Origin of the sequence: Micrococcus luteus (genome assembly GCF_014138885.1) — a bacterium.
GTDB classification, from domain to species: Bacteria; Actinomycetota; Actinomycetes; order Actinomycetales; family Micrococcaceae; genus Micrococcus; species Micrococcus luteus.
The window spans coordinates 199548-215991 of sequence record NZ_JACJIK010000001.1 but is presented as its reverse complement, the minus strand read 5'-3'; the positions used below and the strand labels follow the sequence as shown (position 1 = coordinate 215991).

At 73.4% G+C, this 16444-nt stretch carries 15 protein-coding genes; 3 read left to right on the top strand and 12 right to left on the bottom strand.

Annotated elements, in window-relative coordinates:
• The first annotated feature begins 30 nt into the window (after nucleotides 1-30).
• Entirely contained in the window at nucleotides 31-1140 is a 1110-nt protein-coding gene (locus HDA34_RS00890; protein ID WP_060973666.1) for an alpha/beta hydrolase, read from the top strand.
• On the opposite strand, the gene HDA34_RS00885 is transcribed toward HDA34_RS00890, so the two are convergent.
• The 10 genes from HDA34_RS00885 to hrcA all read right to left on the bottom strand — a co-directional run bounded on the left by HDA34_RS00885 (nucleotide 1080) and on the right by hrcA (nucleotide 11732).
• The gene (locus HDA34_RS00885; protein WP_060973667.1) at nucleotides 1080-1943 is read right to left on the bottom strand and encodes an isoprenyl transferase; all 864 of its coding nucleotides are present in this window, start codon (nucleotides 1941-1943) and stop codon (nucleotides 1080-1082) included. The genes HDA34_RS00890 and HDA34_RS00885 overlap by 61 nt on opposite strands.
• On the bottom strand, nucleotides 1940-2761 hold the full coding sequence (gene recO / locus HDA34_RS00880; RefSeq protein ID WP_041103746.1) for a DNA repair protein RecO: 822 nt from the start codon (nucleotides 2759-2761) through the stop codon (nucleotides 1940-1942). Before recO ends, HDA34_RS00885 begins: the two co-directional genes overlap by 4 nt.
• On the bottom strand, nucleotides 2758-4491 hold the full coding sequence (leuA, locus tag HDA34_RS00875) for a 2-isopropylmalate synthase (protein ID WP_127435400.1): 1734 nt from the start codon (nucleotides 4489-4491) through the stop codon (nucleotides 2758-2760). The genes recO and leuA overlap by 4 nt, the downstream gene beginning before the upstream one ends.
• 337 nt (nucleotides 4492-4828) lie before the next feature.
• The gene (gene era / locus HDA34_RS00870) at nucleotides 4829-5794 is read right to left on the bottom strand and encodes a GTPase Era (RefSeq protein ID WP_041103742.1); all 966 of its coding nucleotides are present in this window, start codon (nucleotides 5792-5794) and stop codon (nucleotides 4829-4831) included.
• 43 nt (nucleotides 5795-5837) lie between these two features.
• Nucleotides 5838-7163, bottom strand: coding sequence for a hemolysin family protein (locus tag HDA34_RS00865; RefSeq protein WP_119217271.1), 1326 nt, complete (start codon nucleotides 7161-7163; stop codon nucleotides 5838-5840).
• Between the two features lie 11 nt (nucleotides 7164-7174).
• Nucleotides 7175-7648, bottom strand: a complete 474-nt coding sequence (ybeY, locus tag HDA34_RS00860) for an rRNA maturation RNase YbeY (RefSeq protein ID WP_041103738.1) — start codon at nucleotides 7646-7648, stop codon at nucleotides 7175-7177.
• Nucleotides 7638-8675 (bottom strand): PhoH family protein, encoded by a 1038-nt coding sequence (locus HDA34_RS00855; RefSeq protein ID WP_230278170.1) that lies wholly within the window; start codon nucleotides 8673-8675, stop codon nucleotides 7638-7640. The genes ybeY and HDA34_RS00855 overlap by 11 nt, the downstream gene beginning before the upstream one ends.
• A 76-nt stretch (nucleotides 8676-8751) precedes the next feature.
• Entirely contained in the window at nucleotides 8752-9513 is a 762-nt protein-coding gene (locus HDA34_RS00850) for a 16S rRNA (uracil(1498)-N(3))-methyltransferase (protein ID WP_101962541.1), read from the bottom strand.
• Nucleotides 9510-10643: a molecular chaperone DnaJ gene (dnaJ, locus tag HDA34_RS00845; protein ID WP_134377186.1), complete on the bottom strand. Its 1134-nt coding sequence runs from the start codon at nucleotides 10641-10643 to the stop codon at nucleotides 9510-9512. Before dnaJ ends, HDA34_RS00850 begins: the two co-directional genes overlap by 4 nt.
• Nucleotides 10644-10718: 75 nt before the next feature.
• Complete coding sequence (hrcA, locus tag HDA34_RS00840) at nucleotides 10719-11732, bottom strand: heat-inducible transcriptional repressor HrcA (protein ID WP_134377187.1); 1014 nt, start codon at nucleotides 11730-11732, stop codon at nucleotides 10719-10721.
• 170 nt (nucleotides 11733-11902) lie between these two features.
• Between hrcA and HDA34_RS00835 the strand changes: the two genes are divergently transcribed.
• Together HDA34_RS00835 and HDA34_RS00830 are read left to right on the top strand one after the other, a co-directional pair.
• Entirely contained in the window at nucleotides 11903-12763 is an 861-nt protein-coding gene (locus tag HDA34_RS00835; RefSeq protein ID WP_010078617.1) for a DUF3097 family protein, read from the top strand.
• Between the two features lie 94 nt (nucleotides 12764-12857).
• Nucleotides 12858-13277 carry a DUF4870 domain-containing protein gene (locus tag HDA34_RS00830; RefSeq protein WP_002854682.1) on the top strand — a complete coding sequence of 140 codons (420 nt, stop codon included), beginning with the start codon at nucleotides 12858-12860 and terminating at the stop codon, nucleotides 13275-13277.
• Nucleotides 13278-13292: 15 nt separating this feature from the next.
• On the opposite strand, the gene hemW is transcribed toward HDA34_RS00830, so the two are convergent.
• Nucleotides 13293-14573 (bottom strand): radical SAM family heme chaperone HemW, encoded by a 1281-nt coding sequence (gene hemW / locus HDA34_RS00825; RefSeq protein ID WP_134377188.1) that lies wholly within the window; start codon nucleotides 14571-14573, stop codon nucleotides 13293-13295.
• Nucleotides 14574-16433 carry a translation elongation factor 4 gene (lepA, locus tag HDA34_RS00820; RefSeq protein WP_010078615.1) on the bottom strand — a complete coding sequence of 620 codons (1860 nt, stop codon included), beginning with the start codon at nucleotides 16431-16433 and terminating at the stop codon, nucleotides 14574-14576.
• Between the last annotated feature and the right edge of the window lie 11 nt (nucleotides 16434-16444).

Genomic DNA, 16444 nt, shown 5'->3' with positions numbered 1-16444 from the left:
GCCCGTCCGGGGTCCTCCTAGAGTGGTCGGATGGCCCGTGACCCGATCCAGCCGACGCCCCCGGACCCCTCCGCCCCGCACGGCGCACCCGCCGGCGGACCGACGGAGGAGGACACCCGCCCGTTCCTCGACGATCCGCCGGGCCTGGGCTGGGTCCCGGACGGGCTGCCGGGCTTCGAACGATGCACGCTCGGCCTCGACACCGATGAACAAGGACAGAACCTTGTCACAGTGGTGCGTCCGCGCACCGACGCCGCCCGTGACCCGGCCCGGCGGCCCATCCTCTCGGTGCACGGCTGGAGCGACTACTTCTACAACGCCCCGCTCGCCCACGCGTTCGAGGCCGCCGGCTATGCCTTCCACGCCGTCGACCTCCGCCACTACGGCCGCTCGCTGCGCACGGGACAGACGCCCGGCTGGACGGACGACCTGGCCCGCTACGACGCGGACCTCGAGGCCGCGTTCGAGACCATCGCCCAGGACCACCCGTTGCCGCCCATCCTCATGGGACACTCCACCGGCGGGCTGATCGCCGCGCTGTGGGCGGACCGGAATCCCGGCCGCCTCGCCGCGCTCGTGCTCAACAGCCCGTGGCTGGAGATGCAGGGCAGCGCGGGGGTGCGCCTGCTGGCGAAGTCCATCGTGGGGCCCGTCTCCGCCATGAAGCCCTACGCCATGCTCACACTGCCGCGCATCGACCACTACTGGCGCACCCTCTCGGACCAGGCCGAGGGCGAATGGGACCTGCACCCGCTCTGGCGTCCCCCGCACGCGTTCGAGGTGCCGGCCGCCTGGCTGAGTGCGGTCCTCTCGGGGCACCGGGCCGTGGCCGGGCGGCTCGACGTCACCGTGCCGATCCTCGTGCTCGTCTCCGCGCGCGGGCATCGGGGCACGTCCTACGCCGAGGCGATGCTGACCTCGGACATCGTCCTGGACCCCGACGCCATGGCCCGCCGCTCCCTGCGGCTCGGCGACCGGGTGACCGTCCACCGGCTCCCCGACGCGCTGCACGACGTGTTCGCCTCCCCCGCGTCGGTGCGCGAGGCGGCCGGTGCCGCGACGCTCACGTGGCTGGGGGCCTACGCGCCGCCGTCGGCGTCCGAGGCCGAGTCCGGCGCGCCGGACGACGGCGCCGGCTGAGGGGTGTCCACGGCGCCGCCGTAGCGGCGGTCCCGGCGGGCGTAGGTCTCGACGGCGGCCCACAGGGTCCGCCGGTCGACGTCCGGCCACAGCACGTCCAGGAACAGCAGCTCCGCGTAGGCGGACTGCCACAGCAGATAGTTGGACAGGCGCTGCTCCCCCGAGGTCCGCAGGAACAGGTCCACGTCCGGGACGACGTCGACGTCCTGACCCGTGCGGAAACCGCGGTCGAGGTAGCGGGTGATGACGTCCTCGCTGATCTCCCCCGGCCGCATCCGGCCGGCCCGGACCTCTTCGGCGATCGCCTGGACGCCGTCCAGGATCTCGGCCCGGCTGCCGTAGTTCACGCACATGTGCAGGGTGGTGCCGGTGTTGTGGCGCGTGAGCTCCTCGGCCTCCTGCAGCTCCCGGATCACGGGGGTCCAGAGGCGCGGGGCCCGCCCGTTCCACCGGATCCGCACGTTCCACGAGTGCAGGGTGTCCCGCTGCCGGCGCAGCACGTCCCGGGAGAAGCCCATGAGGAAGCGCACCTCCTCCGCCGAGCGCCGCCAGTTCTCCGTGGAGAACGCATACGCGGACACGTGGCCGATCCCCAGCTCCACCGCCCCGGCGACGACGTCCAGCAGCGCCGCCTCGCCGGCCCGATGGCCCTCGGTGCGCGGCAGGCCGCGCTGGTTGGCCCACCGTCCGTTGCCGTCCATCACGATCGCCACATGCCGGGGCACGCAACGCGGGTCGATCCGCGGGGCGACCGCACCCGAGGGGTGCGGCGGCGGGGACTGCGGGGCTCGGTCGGCGCTCATGGTCTCCTCTCGACGCGCGGGGCGGGGAGGCCGAGGTCCTGGTCCAGGACGGACAGGGACACCAGGCGCCGCTCGGCGTGGAACTGCAGGTACGCGGCCACGATACCGGCCGCCTCGCGGCGGGCGGGGGCCCCGGAGGCGTCCGCGGTGGCCCAGTCCCCCGCCGCGAGGGCCGAGAGCAGGTCGAAGGTCTCCGGGGCTGGGTGCGCGGCACCGGGTGGCCTGCATTCGAGACAGACGGCCCCGCCGAGGCCCACGTGCAGCGCCGTGTGCGGGCCGGGGGCGCCGCAGCGGGCGCACCGGTCGAAGGTGGGGGCCCAGCCGGCCTGGGCGAGCGCGCGCAGCAGGAACGAGTGCAGGATCAGGCGTGGGTCGTGCGCACCGCGGGCCAGCGCGGCCAGCGCGCCGTGGAAGAGGCGGTACTGGGCGCGCCGACCGTCGTCGTCCACCGCGGGGACCCGCTCGACGGCCTCGGCGAGGGCGCCGGCGACGGTGTAGGCGTCGTAGTCGGCGGCCAGCATGGTCGCGTACGGGTGCAGCAGCTGCGCCTGGCTCACGGTGTGCAGCTCGCCCCGGCCGCGCGCGAGCTGGAGCGTGGAGTGCATGAACGGCTCCACCACCGAGCCCAGCCGGGAGGACGTCTTGCGCACCCCCTTGGCCACGGCCCGGACCAGGCCGTGCTCGGGGGTGAGCGCCTCGACGATGCGATCGGCCTCCCCCAGACGGTGGGTGCGCAGCACGATGGCCTCGGTGCGGAACGAGTTCGCCGCGTAGCCGCCGTGCCGCGCACCCCGCCAAGAGGAGCCGGAGCCGCTCACGCGCGCAGGGCGCGGTTCACCGCGGACACCACGGCCTTCAGCGAGGCGGTGGTGGTGTTGTGGTCCAGGCCAACGCCCCAGAGGACACGGTCGCCCACGGCCGCCTCCACGTAGGCGGCGGCCATGGCCGCGCCGCCCTCGGACAGTGCGTGCTCGGAGTAGTCGAGCACGCGGACGTCCACGCCCTCCTCGCCGAGGATGCGCAGGAACGCGTCGATCGGGCCGTTGCCCTGCGCCGCGCGGGTCTGCGTGACGCCGTCGACCTCGAGCTCGGCCTCCATCCGGAACGCGCCGTCCTCGCCGGAGGCCGAGGAGACCGAGCGGAGCCGGTAGTGGCCCCACTGCGCCTCCGCCGCGTCGGCGGGCAGGTACTCGTCCTGGAACACGCGCCACAGGTCGGCGCCGGAGACCTCGCCGCCCTGGGCGTCGGCCAGATCCTGGATGACGTGGGAGAACTCGATCTGCGCGCGGCGCGGCAGGTCCAGGTTGTGCTCGGACTTGAGCAGGTAGGCGACGCCGCCCTTGCCGGACTGCGAGTTCACGCGGATGACGGCCTCGTAGGAGCGGCCGATGTCCTTCGGGTCGATGGGCAGATAGGGCACGGCCCACGGGATGCCGTCCACGTCGGTGCCGGCCGCCTTGGCGTCGACCTCCATGGCCTCGAAGCCCTTCTTGATGGCGTCCTGGTGGGAGCCGGAGAAGGCCGTGAAGACGAGGTCGCCGCCCCAGGGCGAGCGCTCGGGCACGGCCAGCTGGCTGCAGTACTCGACCGTGCGCTTGACGTGGTCCATGTCGGAGAAGTCGATCATGGGGTCGACGCCCTGCGAGTACAGGTTCATGCCCAGCGTCACCAGGTCGACGTTGCCGGTGCGCTCGCCGTTGCCGAACAGGCATCCCTCGATGCGGTCCGCCCCGGCCAGGTAGCCCAGCTCGGCGGCGGCCACGCCCGTGCCGCGGTCGTTGTGCGGGTGCAGGGAGAGGATGAGCGAGTCGCGGTGCTCCAGGTTGCGGTGCATCCACTCGATCGAGTCGGCGTACACGTTCGGGGTGGACATCTCCACCGTCGCCGGCAGGTTCAGGATCATCTTGCGGTCGGTGGAGGCCTCCAGGACCGTGGCCACCTCGTCCGAGATGCGCCGGGCGAACTCGAGCTCGGTGCCCGTGTAGGACTCGGGCGAGTACTCGTAGGTGATCTGCGTGCCCTTGAGCTGCTCCTCGAACTTCTTCACCAGGCGCGCGCCGGAGGTCGCGATGTCCACGATCCCGTCCTCGTCCTGCCGGAACACCACGCGGCGCTGCAGCACCGACGTCGAGTTGTACAGGTGCACGATGGCCCGGTCGGCGCCCTCGAGCGCCTCGAAGGTGCGCTCGATCAGGTGCTCACGGGACTGGGTGAGGACCTGGATGGTGACGTCGTCCGGGATGTGGTCGCCCTCGATGAGCTGGCGGACGAAGTCGTAGTCGGTCTGCGAGGCGGAGGGGAAGCCGACCTCGATCTCCTTGAAGCCCATGCCGACGAGCAGCTGGAACATGCGCAACTTGCGCTCGGGGCCCATGGGGTCGATCAGGGCCTGGTTGCCGTCGCGCAGGTCCACGGCGCACCACAGCGGCGCCTTCTCGATGACCTTGTCCGGCCAGGTGCGGTCCGGCAGGGCGACCTCGATCTGGTCCTGGAACGGGACGTACTTGTGGAACTTCATCCCCGACGACTTCTGCAGGTGGGCGCTCATGCGTGTTCTCCCTCGACGTGCGCGCGGCGGGCGCGCGAAAGGTGGGTGGTCGGTGGCCGGACCGGGAGGTCAGGGGCTCCGCACGGGGTGTCCGGTCCGGTGGGAGGCGTCCTGCCTCCGCATGCGCTCAGGCGGCGTGGATCACGGCCTGGCACGGGGACCCCGTGCGGCCGGGAAGTAGCAGGCGGGCCGTGGCCGGCGCTGTCGTCGCGAGGCGGAGGGACATGCCCCCGACCCTAGCACCGAGGTGGGCCGGGCCACAGGAGGCCGTCCCCGTGTGACGCACGACGACGGCGGCCCGCTCCGGCGCGTGCGCGCCCGGGCCGGGGCCTCGGGCTCAGAAGCCGAGTCGGCCGAGCTGTTTGGGGTCGCGCTGCCACTCCTTGGCGACCTTGACCCGCAGGTCCAGGTGCACCTTGGTGCCGAGCATGCGCTCGATGCCCGCCCGCGCCTGCGCGCCGATCTCACGCAGCCGGGAGCCGCCCTTGCCGATGATGATGCCCTTCTGGCTGTCCCGTTCGACGAAGACGTTCGCCCACACGTCCATGAGGGGCCGATCCGCGGGGCGGTCCTCGCGCAGGGACATCTCCTCGACCATCACGGCCACCGAGTGCGGCAGCTCGTCGCGCACGCCCTCCAGGGCCGCCTCCCGGATGAGCTCGGCGACCATGACCGCCTCCGGCTCGTCCGTGAGCTCGCCGTCGGGGTACAGGGGCGGCCCGGCCGGCAGCAGGCCCGCGAAGACGCCCAGGACGTCGTCGACCTGGCGGCCGGCCACCGCCGAGACCGGCACGACGGCCGCGAAGCCCTCCCCGCCGTTCTCCGGCCCGAGGACCTCGTCGCCCAGCGCGGTCACGGCCACGAGCTGCGCCATGAGCTGCTCCGGGCCCACCTTGTCCGTCTTCGTCACCACGGCGACCACCGGGGTGCGGTGCAGGTAGGAGAGCTGCTGGGCGATGAACCGGTCGCCGGGACCGATCGCCTCGTCGGCCGGCAGGCACATGCCCACGGCGTCGACCTCGTTGAGCGTCTCCGCCACGAGGTCGTTGAGGCGCTCGCCGAGCAGGGTGCGGGGCCGGTGCAGGCCCGGGGTGTCCACGAGCACGAGCTGGAAGTCCTCGCGGTGGACGATCCCGCGGATGGTGTGGCGCGTGGTCTGCGGCTTGGAGGAGGTGATCGCCACCTTCTCCCCCACCAGCGCGTTGGTGAGCGTGGACTTGCCGGCGTTCGGCCGGCCCACGAGCGAGACGAAGCCGGAACGGAAGCCGTCCGCGGCGCGGGCCGGATCGACGAGATCGGTCATGGGGTCATCCTTGTCAGGCGGGGCGTGGGGTGGGGCGGCCGGCTCAGGCCACGGGGTCGGCGGGCGTGGCGCCGTGGGCCTGCTCCTCGCGCCGGCGCAGCCGCACCGGGCGGTCGGGGGTCTCGGAGACGCGCAGGCGCGCGACCCGGTTGCGGCGGGGCTCGAGGGTGTCCGCGACGAGCTCGATCCCCTGGACCACGACGCGCGAGCCCTGGATCGGGACGCGGCCGAGCTCCTTGGCCAGCAGGCCGCCGACCGTGTCGACGTCGTCGTCCTCGTCCTCCTCCGGCAGCTCGAACTCCTCCCGGAAGTCGTGGATGCCCATGCGCGCGTCGACGGAGTAGACGCCGGGCGCGACGAACTCCACCTCGGGGCGGTCCGGGTGGTCGTCCTCGTCGTAGATCTCGCCGACGATCTCCTCGATGAGGTCCTCGAGCGTCACGAGCCCCGCCGTGCCGCCGTACTCGTCCACCACCACGGCCACGTGGGTGGACTCGCGCTGCAGCTCCTGCAGGAGGGTGGCCACGGACTTCGACTCGGGGACGAAGCGGACGTCGCGCATGACCTCGGTGACGGGGGTGTCGGTCGCAGCGCCGTCGTGGTGCAGGGCGCGGGTGACGTCCTTGAGGTGCAGCATGCCCCGGATGTCGTCGGCGTCCTCGCCGATCACCGGGATGCGGGAGTTACCGGAGCGCAGGAACAGGGCCATGGCCTGGCCGAGCGTGTGGTCGGCGTCGATCGTGACGACGTCGGTGCGCGGCACCATGACGGAGCGGACGATGGTGTCGTTCATGGAGAACACCGACTGGATCAGCTCCGCCTCGGAGTCGGCGAGCACGTCCGCGTCGTGGGCGCGGGCGACGAACTCGCGCAGGTGGCGCTCCTGGAAGTCGTCCTCGTCCTCCGGCTCGACCTCGCGACGGCGCCGGTCCCGGTCCAGGCGGGCGGCGAGCGGGCCCAGGGCCCGGCGGAGCACCCACACGAGCCCGCCGAGGCGGCGGGCGACGGCGGCCTCGTTGCGGGAGCCGATCGGCCGCGGGCTCCAGACGCCCAGCAGGGCGGCCACGCCCACGAGCACGACCGCGGCGATCGCCACGGCGAGCCACGTGTCGTCCACCACCGCGTCGGCGGCCGCGGTCAGGCAGACGGCCGACAGGGCCTCGGCGACGAAGCGCCAGACCCGCAGGGCCCCGAGGTGGCTCTCCCGCTCGCGGGCGATCTCCAGGACCTTGGAGCCGGGCTGCTCGCGGACGATGTCCTCCGCGTCCCGCCGGGAGAGGTAGGAGAACGCGGACTCGGCCAGGGACAGCGTCCAGGTCAGGCCGAGGAAGACCAGGAACAGGGCGAAGAGGACGGCGGGCGTCAGCATGGGCGGTGCCGTCAATCCTCGACGGTGGGGGCCGGGGCGGGCCGCCCCAGGACCTCGGAGACGAGCCGATCCTGGAGCGTGAACATCTCCTCGCGCTCGGCGTCCTCGAGATGGTCGTACCCGAGCAGGTGGAGCATGCCGTGGGTGAGCAGCAGGAGCAGCTCGTCGTCACGGGAGTGCCCGCCGCGCGCCGCCTGCTCGGCGGCGACCTCGGGGCAGAGCACGACGTCGCCGAGCACGCCCTCGGCCGGCGCCTCGGGCGAGCCGGGGGTCAGCTCGTCCATGGGCAGGCTCATCACGTCGGTGGGCCCGGGCAGGTCCATCCACTCCTCGTGCAGCTCGGCCATGCGTGCGGCGTCCACGACGGTCACGGCCGTCTCGGCGCGCTCGTGGACGTGCAGGCGCGCGTACACGTGCCGGGCCATGCGCAGCAGCGCGTCCTCGGGGACCTCGATCCCCGACTCGTTCAGGATCTCAACGGCCACGGCGGGCCCCTCCTCGCTTCTGGGACCGCTCCGCGGGGCCGCGGGCGGCGTCGTAGGCGTCCACGATGGCGCTCACCAGCGAGTGCCGGACCACGTCCGAGGAGTCGAAGCGGACCATCTCCAGTCCCTCGATCCCCTCGAGCACCTCGACGGCCTGGGCCAGGCCGGACTGGGTGCCGCGCGGCAGGTCCACCTGCGAGGTGTCTCCCGTGACGACCATGCGCGCACCGAAGCCGAGGCGGGTCAGGAACATCTTCATCTGCTCGCCGGTGGTGTTCTGGGCCTCGTCGAGGATCACGAACGCGTCGTTCAGGGTGCGGCCGCGCATGTACGCCAGCGGGGCGACCTCGATGGTCCCGGCCTCCATCAGCCGCGGGATCGACTCGGGCTCGATCATGTCGTGCAGCGCGTCGTACAGAGGGCGCAGGTACGGGTCGATCTTCTCGGAGAGCCCGCCGGGCAGGAAGCCGAGCCGCTCGCCGGCCTCGACGGCCGGGCGGGTGAGGATGATGCGGTTGACCTCCTTGGCCTGCAGCGCCTGCACGGCCTTGGCCATGGCCAGGTAGGTCTTGCCGGTGCCGGCCGGGCCGATGCCGAAGACGACGGTGGAGCGGTCGATCGCCTCCACGTAGTCCTGCTGGTGCAGGGTCTTCGCGCGGATGCGGCGGCCCCGGCCCGAGAGGATCGAGTCCAGGTGCAGCTGACCCGCGCCGCGCCCGGTGGCGGCATCGCGGACGTGGTGGACGACCTGGCCCATCACCTCGGGGGTGACGGCCTGGTCGCGGCGGGCGATCGAGCGCAGGTCCTCGACGACGCGCCGCACCGACGCCACGTCGGCCACCGGCCCGGCCAGGTCCAGCCGCTGGTCGCGGACCGTGACGTCCACGGTGGGGAACACGCCGCCGAGGATCCGCAGCAGGGCGTCCTGCGGTCCGAGCGTGCGGACCATGAGGTCGGCGGTCTCGAACGCGACCCCCTCGTGCGCGGTGGCGGGCGGGGTCGGGGTCGTGGGGGGCACGGTCACGATGGGGCGGATCACCTCGGGGTCGTGGGGGCGGGACGTCCCGTCCAGTCTAGGCGTCGGCGCGTCGTCCTGCCGGGGCTCACCAGCGGCCGAGCCGGTGCTGGAGCACGGCGAGGGCGGCGGGGCCGGCCGTGGAGGCGCGCAGCACGTGCGGGCCGAGCCGCACCGGCACGGCCCCCGCGGCCACGCAGGCCTCGAGCTCGGCCGGGCCGATCCCGCCCTCGGGGCCCACGACGACGGCGATCTCGGCGGCCGCGGAGAGTCGCTCCGCGGGCACCGCGGACACCCCGTGCTCCGCGTCCTCGTGCAGCACGAGGACGAGCCGGCCGCCGTCGTCGTCCCGGACCAGCCCGGCGACCGCCGTCCCGGAGACGTGGTCCCGGACCGCGGGCACCCGGGCGCGACGCGCCTGCTTGGCGGCCGCGCGGGCCGTGTCCGCCCACTTCTGGCGGGCCTTGGCGGCCTTGGGACCCTTCCAGCGGACGATCGAGCGCTCGGCCTCCCAGGGCACCACGGCGTCCACGCCGAGCTCGACGGCGGCCTGGACCGCCATGAGATCCCGGTCGCCCTTGGCGAGGGCCTGGACGAGCACGAGCGCCGGGGTGGGCGCCGGCTCCTCCGCCACCGTGTCCAGCCGCACGGTCACCGCGTCCGGGGCGGCCGCGAGCACGGTGCCGTGGCCGAGCGTGCCCGACCCGTCGGCCAGGAGCACGGCCTCCCCGGGGGCCAGGCGCATGGCCGCGGCGGCGTGCCGGGCCTCGGGGCCGCCGAAGACGACCTCCGCGCCCGCGCTCGCGCCGGCCAGGGCGCCCGGCTCGAGGTGGAACAGGGGGGCGGTCACAGGTTCCTCAGGTTCTCCCGCAGCCGGGCGAACATGCCCTTGGCCTGGGGTGCGCCGTGCACGACCTCCTCGCCGCGCACCTCGGCCAGGCGCTCCAGGAGCTGGCGCTGCTCGTCGTCCAGGTCGGTGGGCGTGGTGACCACCACGTCCACCTTGAGGTCGCCACGGCCCTGCCCGCGCAGGCGGCCGACGCCCAGGCCGTGGAGGACCTCGACGTGGCCGGACTGCACGCCCGGGTCCAGGCTGACGGACTGCTTGCCGTCCAGGGTGTCCAGCGTGACGGTGGTGCCCAGGGCCGCGGCGGCCATGGGGACGGTCACGGTGGTGGCCAGGTGGTCGCCCTCGCGGCGGAAGGTCTCGTCCGGGCGGACCGCGATCTCCACGTAGAGGTCCCCGTTCGGGCCGCCGCCCGGGCCGGCCTCGCCGCGGCCGGCGAGGTGGATGCGGGTGCCGTCGTCCACGCCCGCGGGGATGCGCAGGGTCAGCGGCGTCCGGGTGCGGACGCGGCCCTGCCCGTCGCACTCGTGGCAGGGCGTCGGGATGACGGTGCCGAACCCCTGGCAGGCGGGGCAGGCCTCGGTGGCCATGACGGTGCCCAGCAGCGACCGCACGGGGCGCTGGATCATGCCGTGGCCGTGGCAGGTCTGGCAGGTCTCCGGCTGGGTGCCGGGCTCGCAGCACGAGCCCTCGCACCGATCGCAGCGCACGGCCGTGTCCAGCTCGATCGTCTGCTCGCCGCCGAAGACGGCGTCGCGCAGGTCGATCCGCGCGGTCACCAGGGCGTCCTGGCCGCGGCGGGCGCGGCTGGCGGGGCCGCCGCGGCCGCCCTGGCCGGCGGCGTTCATGAAGGTCTCGAAGATGTCGGCGAAGCCCCCGAAGCCGCCCGTCCCGCCGAAGCCGCCCGGGAAGCCGGCCTGGCCGTTCTCGTTGCCCGTCGTGTCGTAGGCCCGGCGCCGGCCCTCGTCCGAGAGCACCTCGTAGGCGTGGGAGATGCGCTTGAACTGCTCGGCCGCCTCCGGGTCGGGGTTGACGTCCGGGTGGTGGGTGCGCGCGAGCTTGCGGTAGGCGCGGCGGATCTCCTCGGTGCTGGCGTCACGGCTGACGCCGAGCGTCTCGTAGTGGTCGGTCACGGTGGGGATTCCTCTCGGGGAGAGCGGGACGTGGGGCGATGCGGGACGGGGCCCGCCAGGACGCGCGGAGGCGCGTCAGGTGGTCAGGATGCGGGAGAGATAGCGGGCGATCGCCCGGACGGCGGCCATGGTGCCCGGATAGTCCATCCGGGTCGGGCCGATGACACCGACCTTCGCCACGGCGCCGGGGCCGTAGGCGGCCGCGACCACCGAGGTGTCCGCGAGCGATCCGGCGTTCTCGGAGCCGATCCGCACGGACACCCCGTGGGCGTCCTGCTCCATCTCCGTGAGCAGGCGCAGCAGCACCACCTGCTCCTCGAGCGCCTCCAGGATCGGCCCGATGGACGCGCCGAAGTCCCCCGGGGAGCGGGCCAGGTTGGCGGTGCCGGCCAGGACGATGCGGTCCTGCCGGCCGGCCTCGAGCAGGTCGTGGACGGCCGCGGCCACGAGGGCGGCGGACTGCCGGTGCTCCGGGCGGACCCGGGTGACGACGTCGTCCACCACGGTAGCCGCCTGCACCGGACCGAGCCCCAGCAGGGCGTCCAGCAGGAGGCCGCGGAGCACGGACAGCTCCGCCTCCTCGACCGGACGGTCCAGCACGGCGTGCCGCTGGTCCACCCGCCCCGTGGACAGGATGAGGACCACGAGCACGCGCGTGGGCGCGAGGGAGACCAGTTCGAGGTGGCGGATCGTGGAGCCGTCCTCGTGGGGGAACTGCGCGACGGCGACCTGCTGGGTCAGCTGGGCCAGGAGGCGCACCGTGGACTCCATCATGTGCTCGGTGTCCGTCTCCGGATCCAGCAGGGTCCGCACGGCCCGGCGCTCGGCCGGGGACAGCGGCTTCACCTCGGAGAGGCGGTCGACGAACACGCGGTAGCCCTTGTCCGTGGGGACGCGCCCGGCGGAGGTGTGCGGGGCCACGATGAGGCCCTCCTCCTCGAGCCCAGCCATGTCGTTGCGCACGGTCGCGGAGGACACGCCCAGGGCGTGCCGTTCCACGAGCGCCTTGGAGCCCACGGGCTCGCGCAGCGCCACGTAGTCCTCCACGATCGCCTGGAGCACCTGCAGGCGGCGGGGCTGCTCCGACATCTCGGTCCTCCTCTGGTCCGTCGGGATCCGGGGCGACCCCGGAGGTGCCCCTGGCTGGCACTCCGGCGGGTCAAGTGCCAATGCTACCGTCCGACCCGGGGGACGACCCGACCGGCCCGCACGGCTTCGCTCACGGTGATCGCCCGCCCCCGTTGCTACCGTGCTCTCCCATGGACTGGAGCAGCTGGGGCCCCGCGGGCCACGACGACCTGACGCGCCGCCCCGCCCGGACCGTCCCCGATGTGCCCGCCACCCCCGGCACGGTGGTCGAGGACGTGGCCTCCGGGTTCACCGGGGCCGTGATCGGCATCGAGCGCTCCGGCGGCGTGCACGTGGTGGTCCTGGAGGACCGTCGCGGCGTGCGCCGCGGCTTCCCCCTCGGCGGCGGCTTCTGGATCGACGGCGAGCCCGTGACCCTGGTCCCCCCGACCGCCGCGGCCCCGGCGGCGCCGGCCCGCACCGCCTCCGGCTCGCGACGGGTCGAGGGGGCGCGGGCCCGCACCGCTCGCGCCTCTCGCATCTGGGTGGAGGGCGTGCACGACGCCGAGCTGGTGGAGAAGGTGTGGGGCGAGGACCTGCGCCTCGAGGGCATCGTCGTGGAGCCCCTGCACGGCGTGGACGACCTCGCCGGGGCGATCCGTGCGTTCGCCCCCGGTCCGCGGCGCCGGCTCGGGATCCTCGTGGACCACCTCGTCACCGGGTCCAAGGAGGAGCGCCTCGCGGCCGAGGCCATGCGCGTGCCGGGGGCCGCGGGCAACGTGCTCATCCTCGGTCACCCCTACGTGGACGTCTGGCAGGTCATCAAGCCCTCCGTCCTCGGCATCCCCGCGTGGCCCGTCGTGCCGAAGGGGCAGGACTGGAAGACGGGGATCCTGCGGGGACTGGGCTGGCCGCACGGGAGCAAGGAGGCCACGGGGCTGGGGTGGAAGCGGCTGCTCTCCCACGTCACCACGTACGCGGACCTCGAGCCGTCCCTGCTGGGCCGCGTGGAGGAGCTCATCGACTTCCTCACCGCCGCACCCGAGCACTGATCTCGGCGCGGCCCCCGCCCGCCCGCGCTATGCTGGCCCATGCCCTGCGCCCGGTCCCCGGCGCGCGGGTCTCGCAATCCAGGAGGAGCCCCTCGTGAACACCCGCGCGCAGCCCGACGCCGGCCGCACCGGCCACGGCCCGCCCGCCTGGCTCGTCTCGGCCGGCGGCCGCGGCGCCCCGCTCACGGCGAAGCAGGACCGTGACCGCGCGGCGCTGGCCCACCTCAGTCTGGCGTTCGGCGTGCTCGGCCCGCTGGTCGTGTGGCTGCTCTACCGCGACCGCGGCCCGTTCACCTCGCAGGAGTCGCGCGAGGCCCTGAACTTCTCCGGGCCGCCCACGCTCATCACGCTCCTGTTCTTCTTCCTGTCCCTGCTGCCGGTGGTCGGCCCGATCTTCGCGATCCTCGGCGCGCTCACGTGGGCCGCCATGGCGGTCTACGGCGTGATGGGCGCCTCGCACGTGTCCAAGGGCCGTCCGTTCCGGTACCCGTTCAACCTGCGCATCCTGCGCTGACCCGGGGCCGGCCGGTCAGAAGCCGGCCAGCGCCCGGACGATCGCGTCGTTGCGCAGCCGCCCCTCGAGCGTGGGGACGATGCGGCCGTCGACGGCGGCGCGCCCGTCCAGCAGGCCCGCGGCGATGAGTTCGGCGATCGCCCCGCGGATCCGCGCGGCCTCCCCCGGCGTCTCCGAGACGAGCTCCGCGGTCGGGAGCCCGTCCACCGTGCGCACCGCGAGCATGATGCGCTCGAGGCGCCGCGCGTCGGCGTCGGGCCGCTCGCGGCCCACGGCGGGGGTGACCCCTGTGGCCAGCCGCTGCGCGTAGGCGGCGGGGTGCTTGGCGTTCCAGAACCGGACCCCGGCGAGGTGCGAGTGCGCGCCCGGGCCGATCCCCCACCAGTCCTGGTCCTCCCAGTACGCCACGTTGTGCCGCGCACGGTGGACCCCGGAGCCCTGCGGGTCCCGAGCCCAGTTGGACACCTCGTACCAGCGGTAGCCGGCGGTGCCGAGCAGCTCCTCGGCGAGCAGGTACTTGTCCGCCTGGTCGTCGGGGTCCACGTCCGCCACCTCGCCGCGGGCCACCTGGGCCCCGAGCTTGGTGCCCTCCTCCACGATCAGCGAATACGCGCTCACGTGGTCCGGGGCCAGGGCGACGGCGGCCTCGAGCGTGGCCCGCCAGTCGGCGAGGGACTCCCCCGCGGTCCCGTAGATCAGGTCCAGGGACACCTCCAGGCCGGCCTCGCGGGCCGCGGCGACGGCGGCGGGGACGGACTCGGGCCGATGGGTGCGCTCGAGCGTGGCGAGCACGTGCGGCACCGCGGACTGCATGCCCAGGGAGAGGCGGGTGAAGCCGCCGGCCGCGAGCTGGCGGGCGTACTCCGGGGTGATCGTGTCCGGGTTGGCCTCGGTGGTCACCTCCGCGCCGGGCGCGATCCCGAACCGGTCCACCGCCGCCTGGAGGATGCGCACGAGGTCCGCGGCCGGCAGGAGCGTGGGCGTGCCGCCGCCGAAGAACACCGTGTGCAGCGGGCGGGCGGGCACGTCCGAGGACGCGAGCACGTCCGCGGCGAAGTCCAGCTCCGCGACCGCCGACTCCCAGTAGTCGCCGCGACCCGCGCCGGGGCCGAGGTCGACGGCCGTGTACGTGTTGAAGTCGCAGTAGCCGCAGCGCACCGTGCAGAACGGCACGTGGACGTACAGGCTGAAGGTGCGCGCCGCGCCGTCGCGGGCGGCCGCGCGCACCCGCTGCCCGACGTCAGCCGGCAGCCGGCCGTCGTCGGGGACGGGCTCGCCGAGGGGCAGGGCGGGCACTTACTTCTTCGCCGCCTGGTCGGCGCCGGCGCCGTCCGAGGACAGGGCGGCGATGAAGGCCTCCTGCGGGACCTCCACCCGGCCGACCATCTTCATGCGCTTCTTGCCCTCCTTCTGCTTCTCGAGCAGCTTGCGCTTGCGGGAGATGTCGCCGCCGTAGCACTTGGAGAGCACGTCCTTGCGGATCGCGCGGATGTTCTCGCGGGCGATGATGCGCGAGCCGATGGCGGCCTGGATCGGCACCTCGTACTGCTGGCGCGGGATCAGCTCCTTGAGCTTGCCCGTCATCATCACGCCGTACGCGTAGGCGTTGTCCCTGTGGGTGATCGAGGAGAACGCGTCCACCTGTTCGCCCTGGAGCAGGATGTCCACCTTGACGAGGTCGGCGACCTGGTCGCCGTCGGCCTTCCAGTCCAGCGAGGCGTACCCCTTGGTGCGGGACTTGAGCTGGTCGAAAAAGTCGAACACGATCTCGGCCAGCGGGATCCAGTAGCGGATCTCCACGCGTTCCTCGGAGAGGTAGTCCATGCCCTTGAGGTTGCCGCGCTTGGCCTGGCACAGCTCCATGACGGCGCCGATGAACTCCGCCGGCACGATGATCGTGGCCGAGGCCATGGGCTCGCGCACCTCGAGGATCTTGCCCTCGGGGAACTCGGAGGGGTTGGTCACGGTGACGACCTCACGGTCCTCCCGGGTGACCTCGTAGACCACGTTGGGCGCGGTGGAGATGAGGTCGAGGTCGAACTCGCGCTCGAGGCGCTCGCGCACGATCTCCAGATGCAGCAGACCGAGGAAGCCGACGCGGAAGCCGAAGCCCAGCGCGACCGAGGTCTCCGGCTCGTAGACGAGCGCGGCGTCGTTGAGCTTGAGCTTGTCCAGGGCGTCACGCAGCACGGGATAGTCCGAGCCGTCGATGGGGTACAGACCCGAGAACACCATGGGCTTGGGGTCCTCATAGCCACCCAGGGACTGCTCCGCCGGGTGGGCGTGGTTGGTGACCGTGTCGCCCACCTTGGACTGACGCACGTCCTTCACGCCGGTGATGAGGTAGCCCACCTCGCCCGCGGCCAGGCCCTTGGTGGGCACGGGCTCCGGGGAGGAGACGCCGATCTCGAGGAGCTCGTAGGTCGTGCCCGTGGACATCATGCGGACCTTCTCCCGTGGGGAGAGCCGGCCGTCCACGACGCGCACGTACGTGACGACGCCCCGGTAGGTGTCGTACACGGAGTCGAAGATCATCGCGCGGGCCGGGGCGTCCGCGTCCCCCTCCGGGCCGGGGATGGCGCGGACCACGCGGTCCAGCAGCTCCTCGACGCCGACGCCCGTCTTGCCGGAGACGCGCAGCACGTCCTCGGGCTCGCAGCCGATCAGGGAGGCCAGCTCGGCCGCGTAGCGGTCCGGATCCGCGGCGGGCAGGTCGATCTTGTTGAGCACGGGGATGATCTCCAGCTCGTGCTCCATGGCGAGGTAGAGGTTCGCCAGGGTCTGGGCCTCGATGCCCTGGGCGGCGTCCACCAGCAGGATCGCGCCCTCGCACGCGGCCAGCGAGCGGGAGACCTCATAGGTGAAGTCCACGTGCCCGGGGGTGTCGATCATGTTCAGGGCGTAGTCCACCCCGTCCACGGACCAGGGCATGCGCACGGCCTGGGACTTGATGGTGATGCCGCGCTCACGCTCGATGTCCATGCGGTCCAGGTACTGGGCCTTCATGTCGCGGGGCTGCACGACGCCGGTGGCCTGCAGCATGCGGTCCGCCAGCGTGGACTTGCCGTGGTCGATGTGGGCGATGATGCAGAAGTTGCGGATCACCGAGGGGTCGGTGGCAGCGGGCACCGGGGGGTTCGACGCCAGGGGCGACACGGGCACTTCCT

Excerpts from the sequence above, each read along its gene's own strand:
- HDA34_RS00890 (WP_060973666.1), top strand. The coding sequence starts at position 31 with ATGGCCCGTGACCCGATCCAGCCGACGCCCCCGGACCCCTCCGCCCCG.
- leuA (WP_127435400.1), bottom strand. The coding sequence starts at position 4,491 with ATGAGCGCCCACCTGCAGAAGTCGTCGGGGATGAAGTTCCACAAGTAC.
- HDA34_RS00885 (WP_060973667.1), bottom strand. The coding sequence starts at position 1,943 with ATGAGCGCCGACCGAGCCCCGCAGTCCCCGCCGCCGCACCCCTCGGGT.
- HDA34_RS00865 (WP_119217271.1), bottom strand. The coding sequence starts at position 7,163 with ATGCTGACGCCCGCCGTCCTCTTCGCCCTGTTCCTGGTCTTCCTCGGC.
- hrcA (WP_134377187.1), bottom strand. The coding sequence starts at position 11,732 with ATGTCGGAGCAGCCCCGCCGCCTGCAGGTGCTCCAGGCGATCGTGGAG.
- HDA34_RS00835 (WP_010078617.1), top strand. The coding sequence starts at position 11,903 with ATGGACTGGAGCAGCTGGGGCCCCGCGGGCCACGACGACCTGACGCGC.
- era (WP_041103742.1), bottom strand. The coding sequence starts at position 5,794 with ATGACCGATCTCGTCGATCCGGCCCGCGCCGCGGACGGCTTCCGTTCC.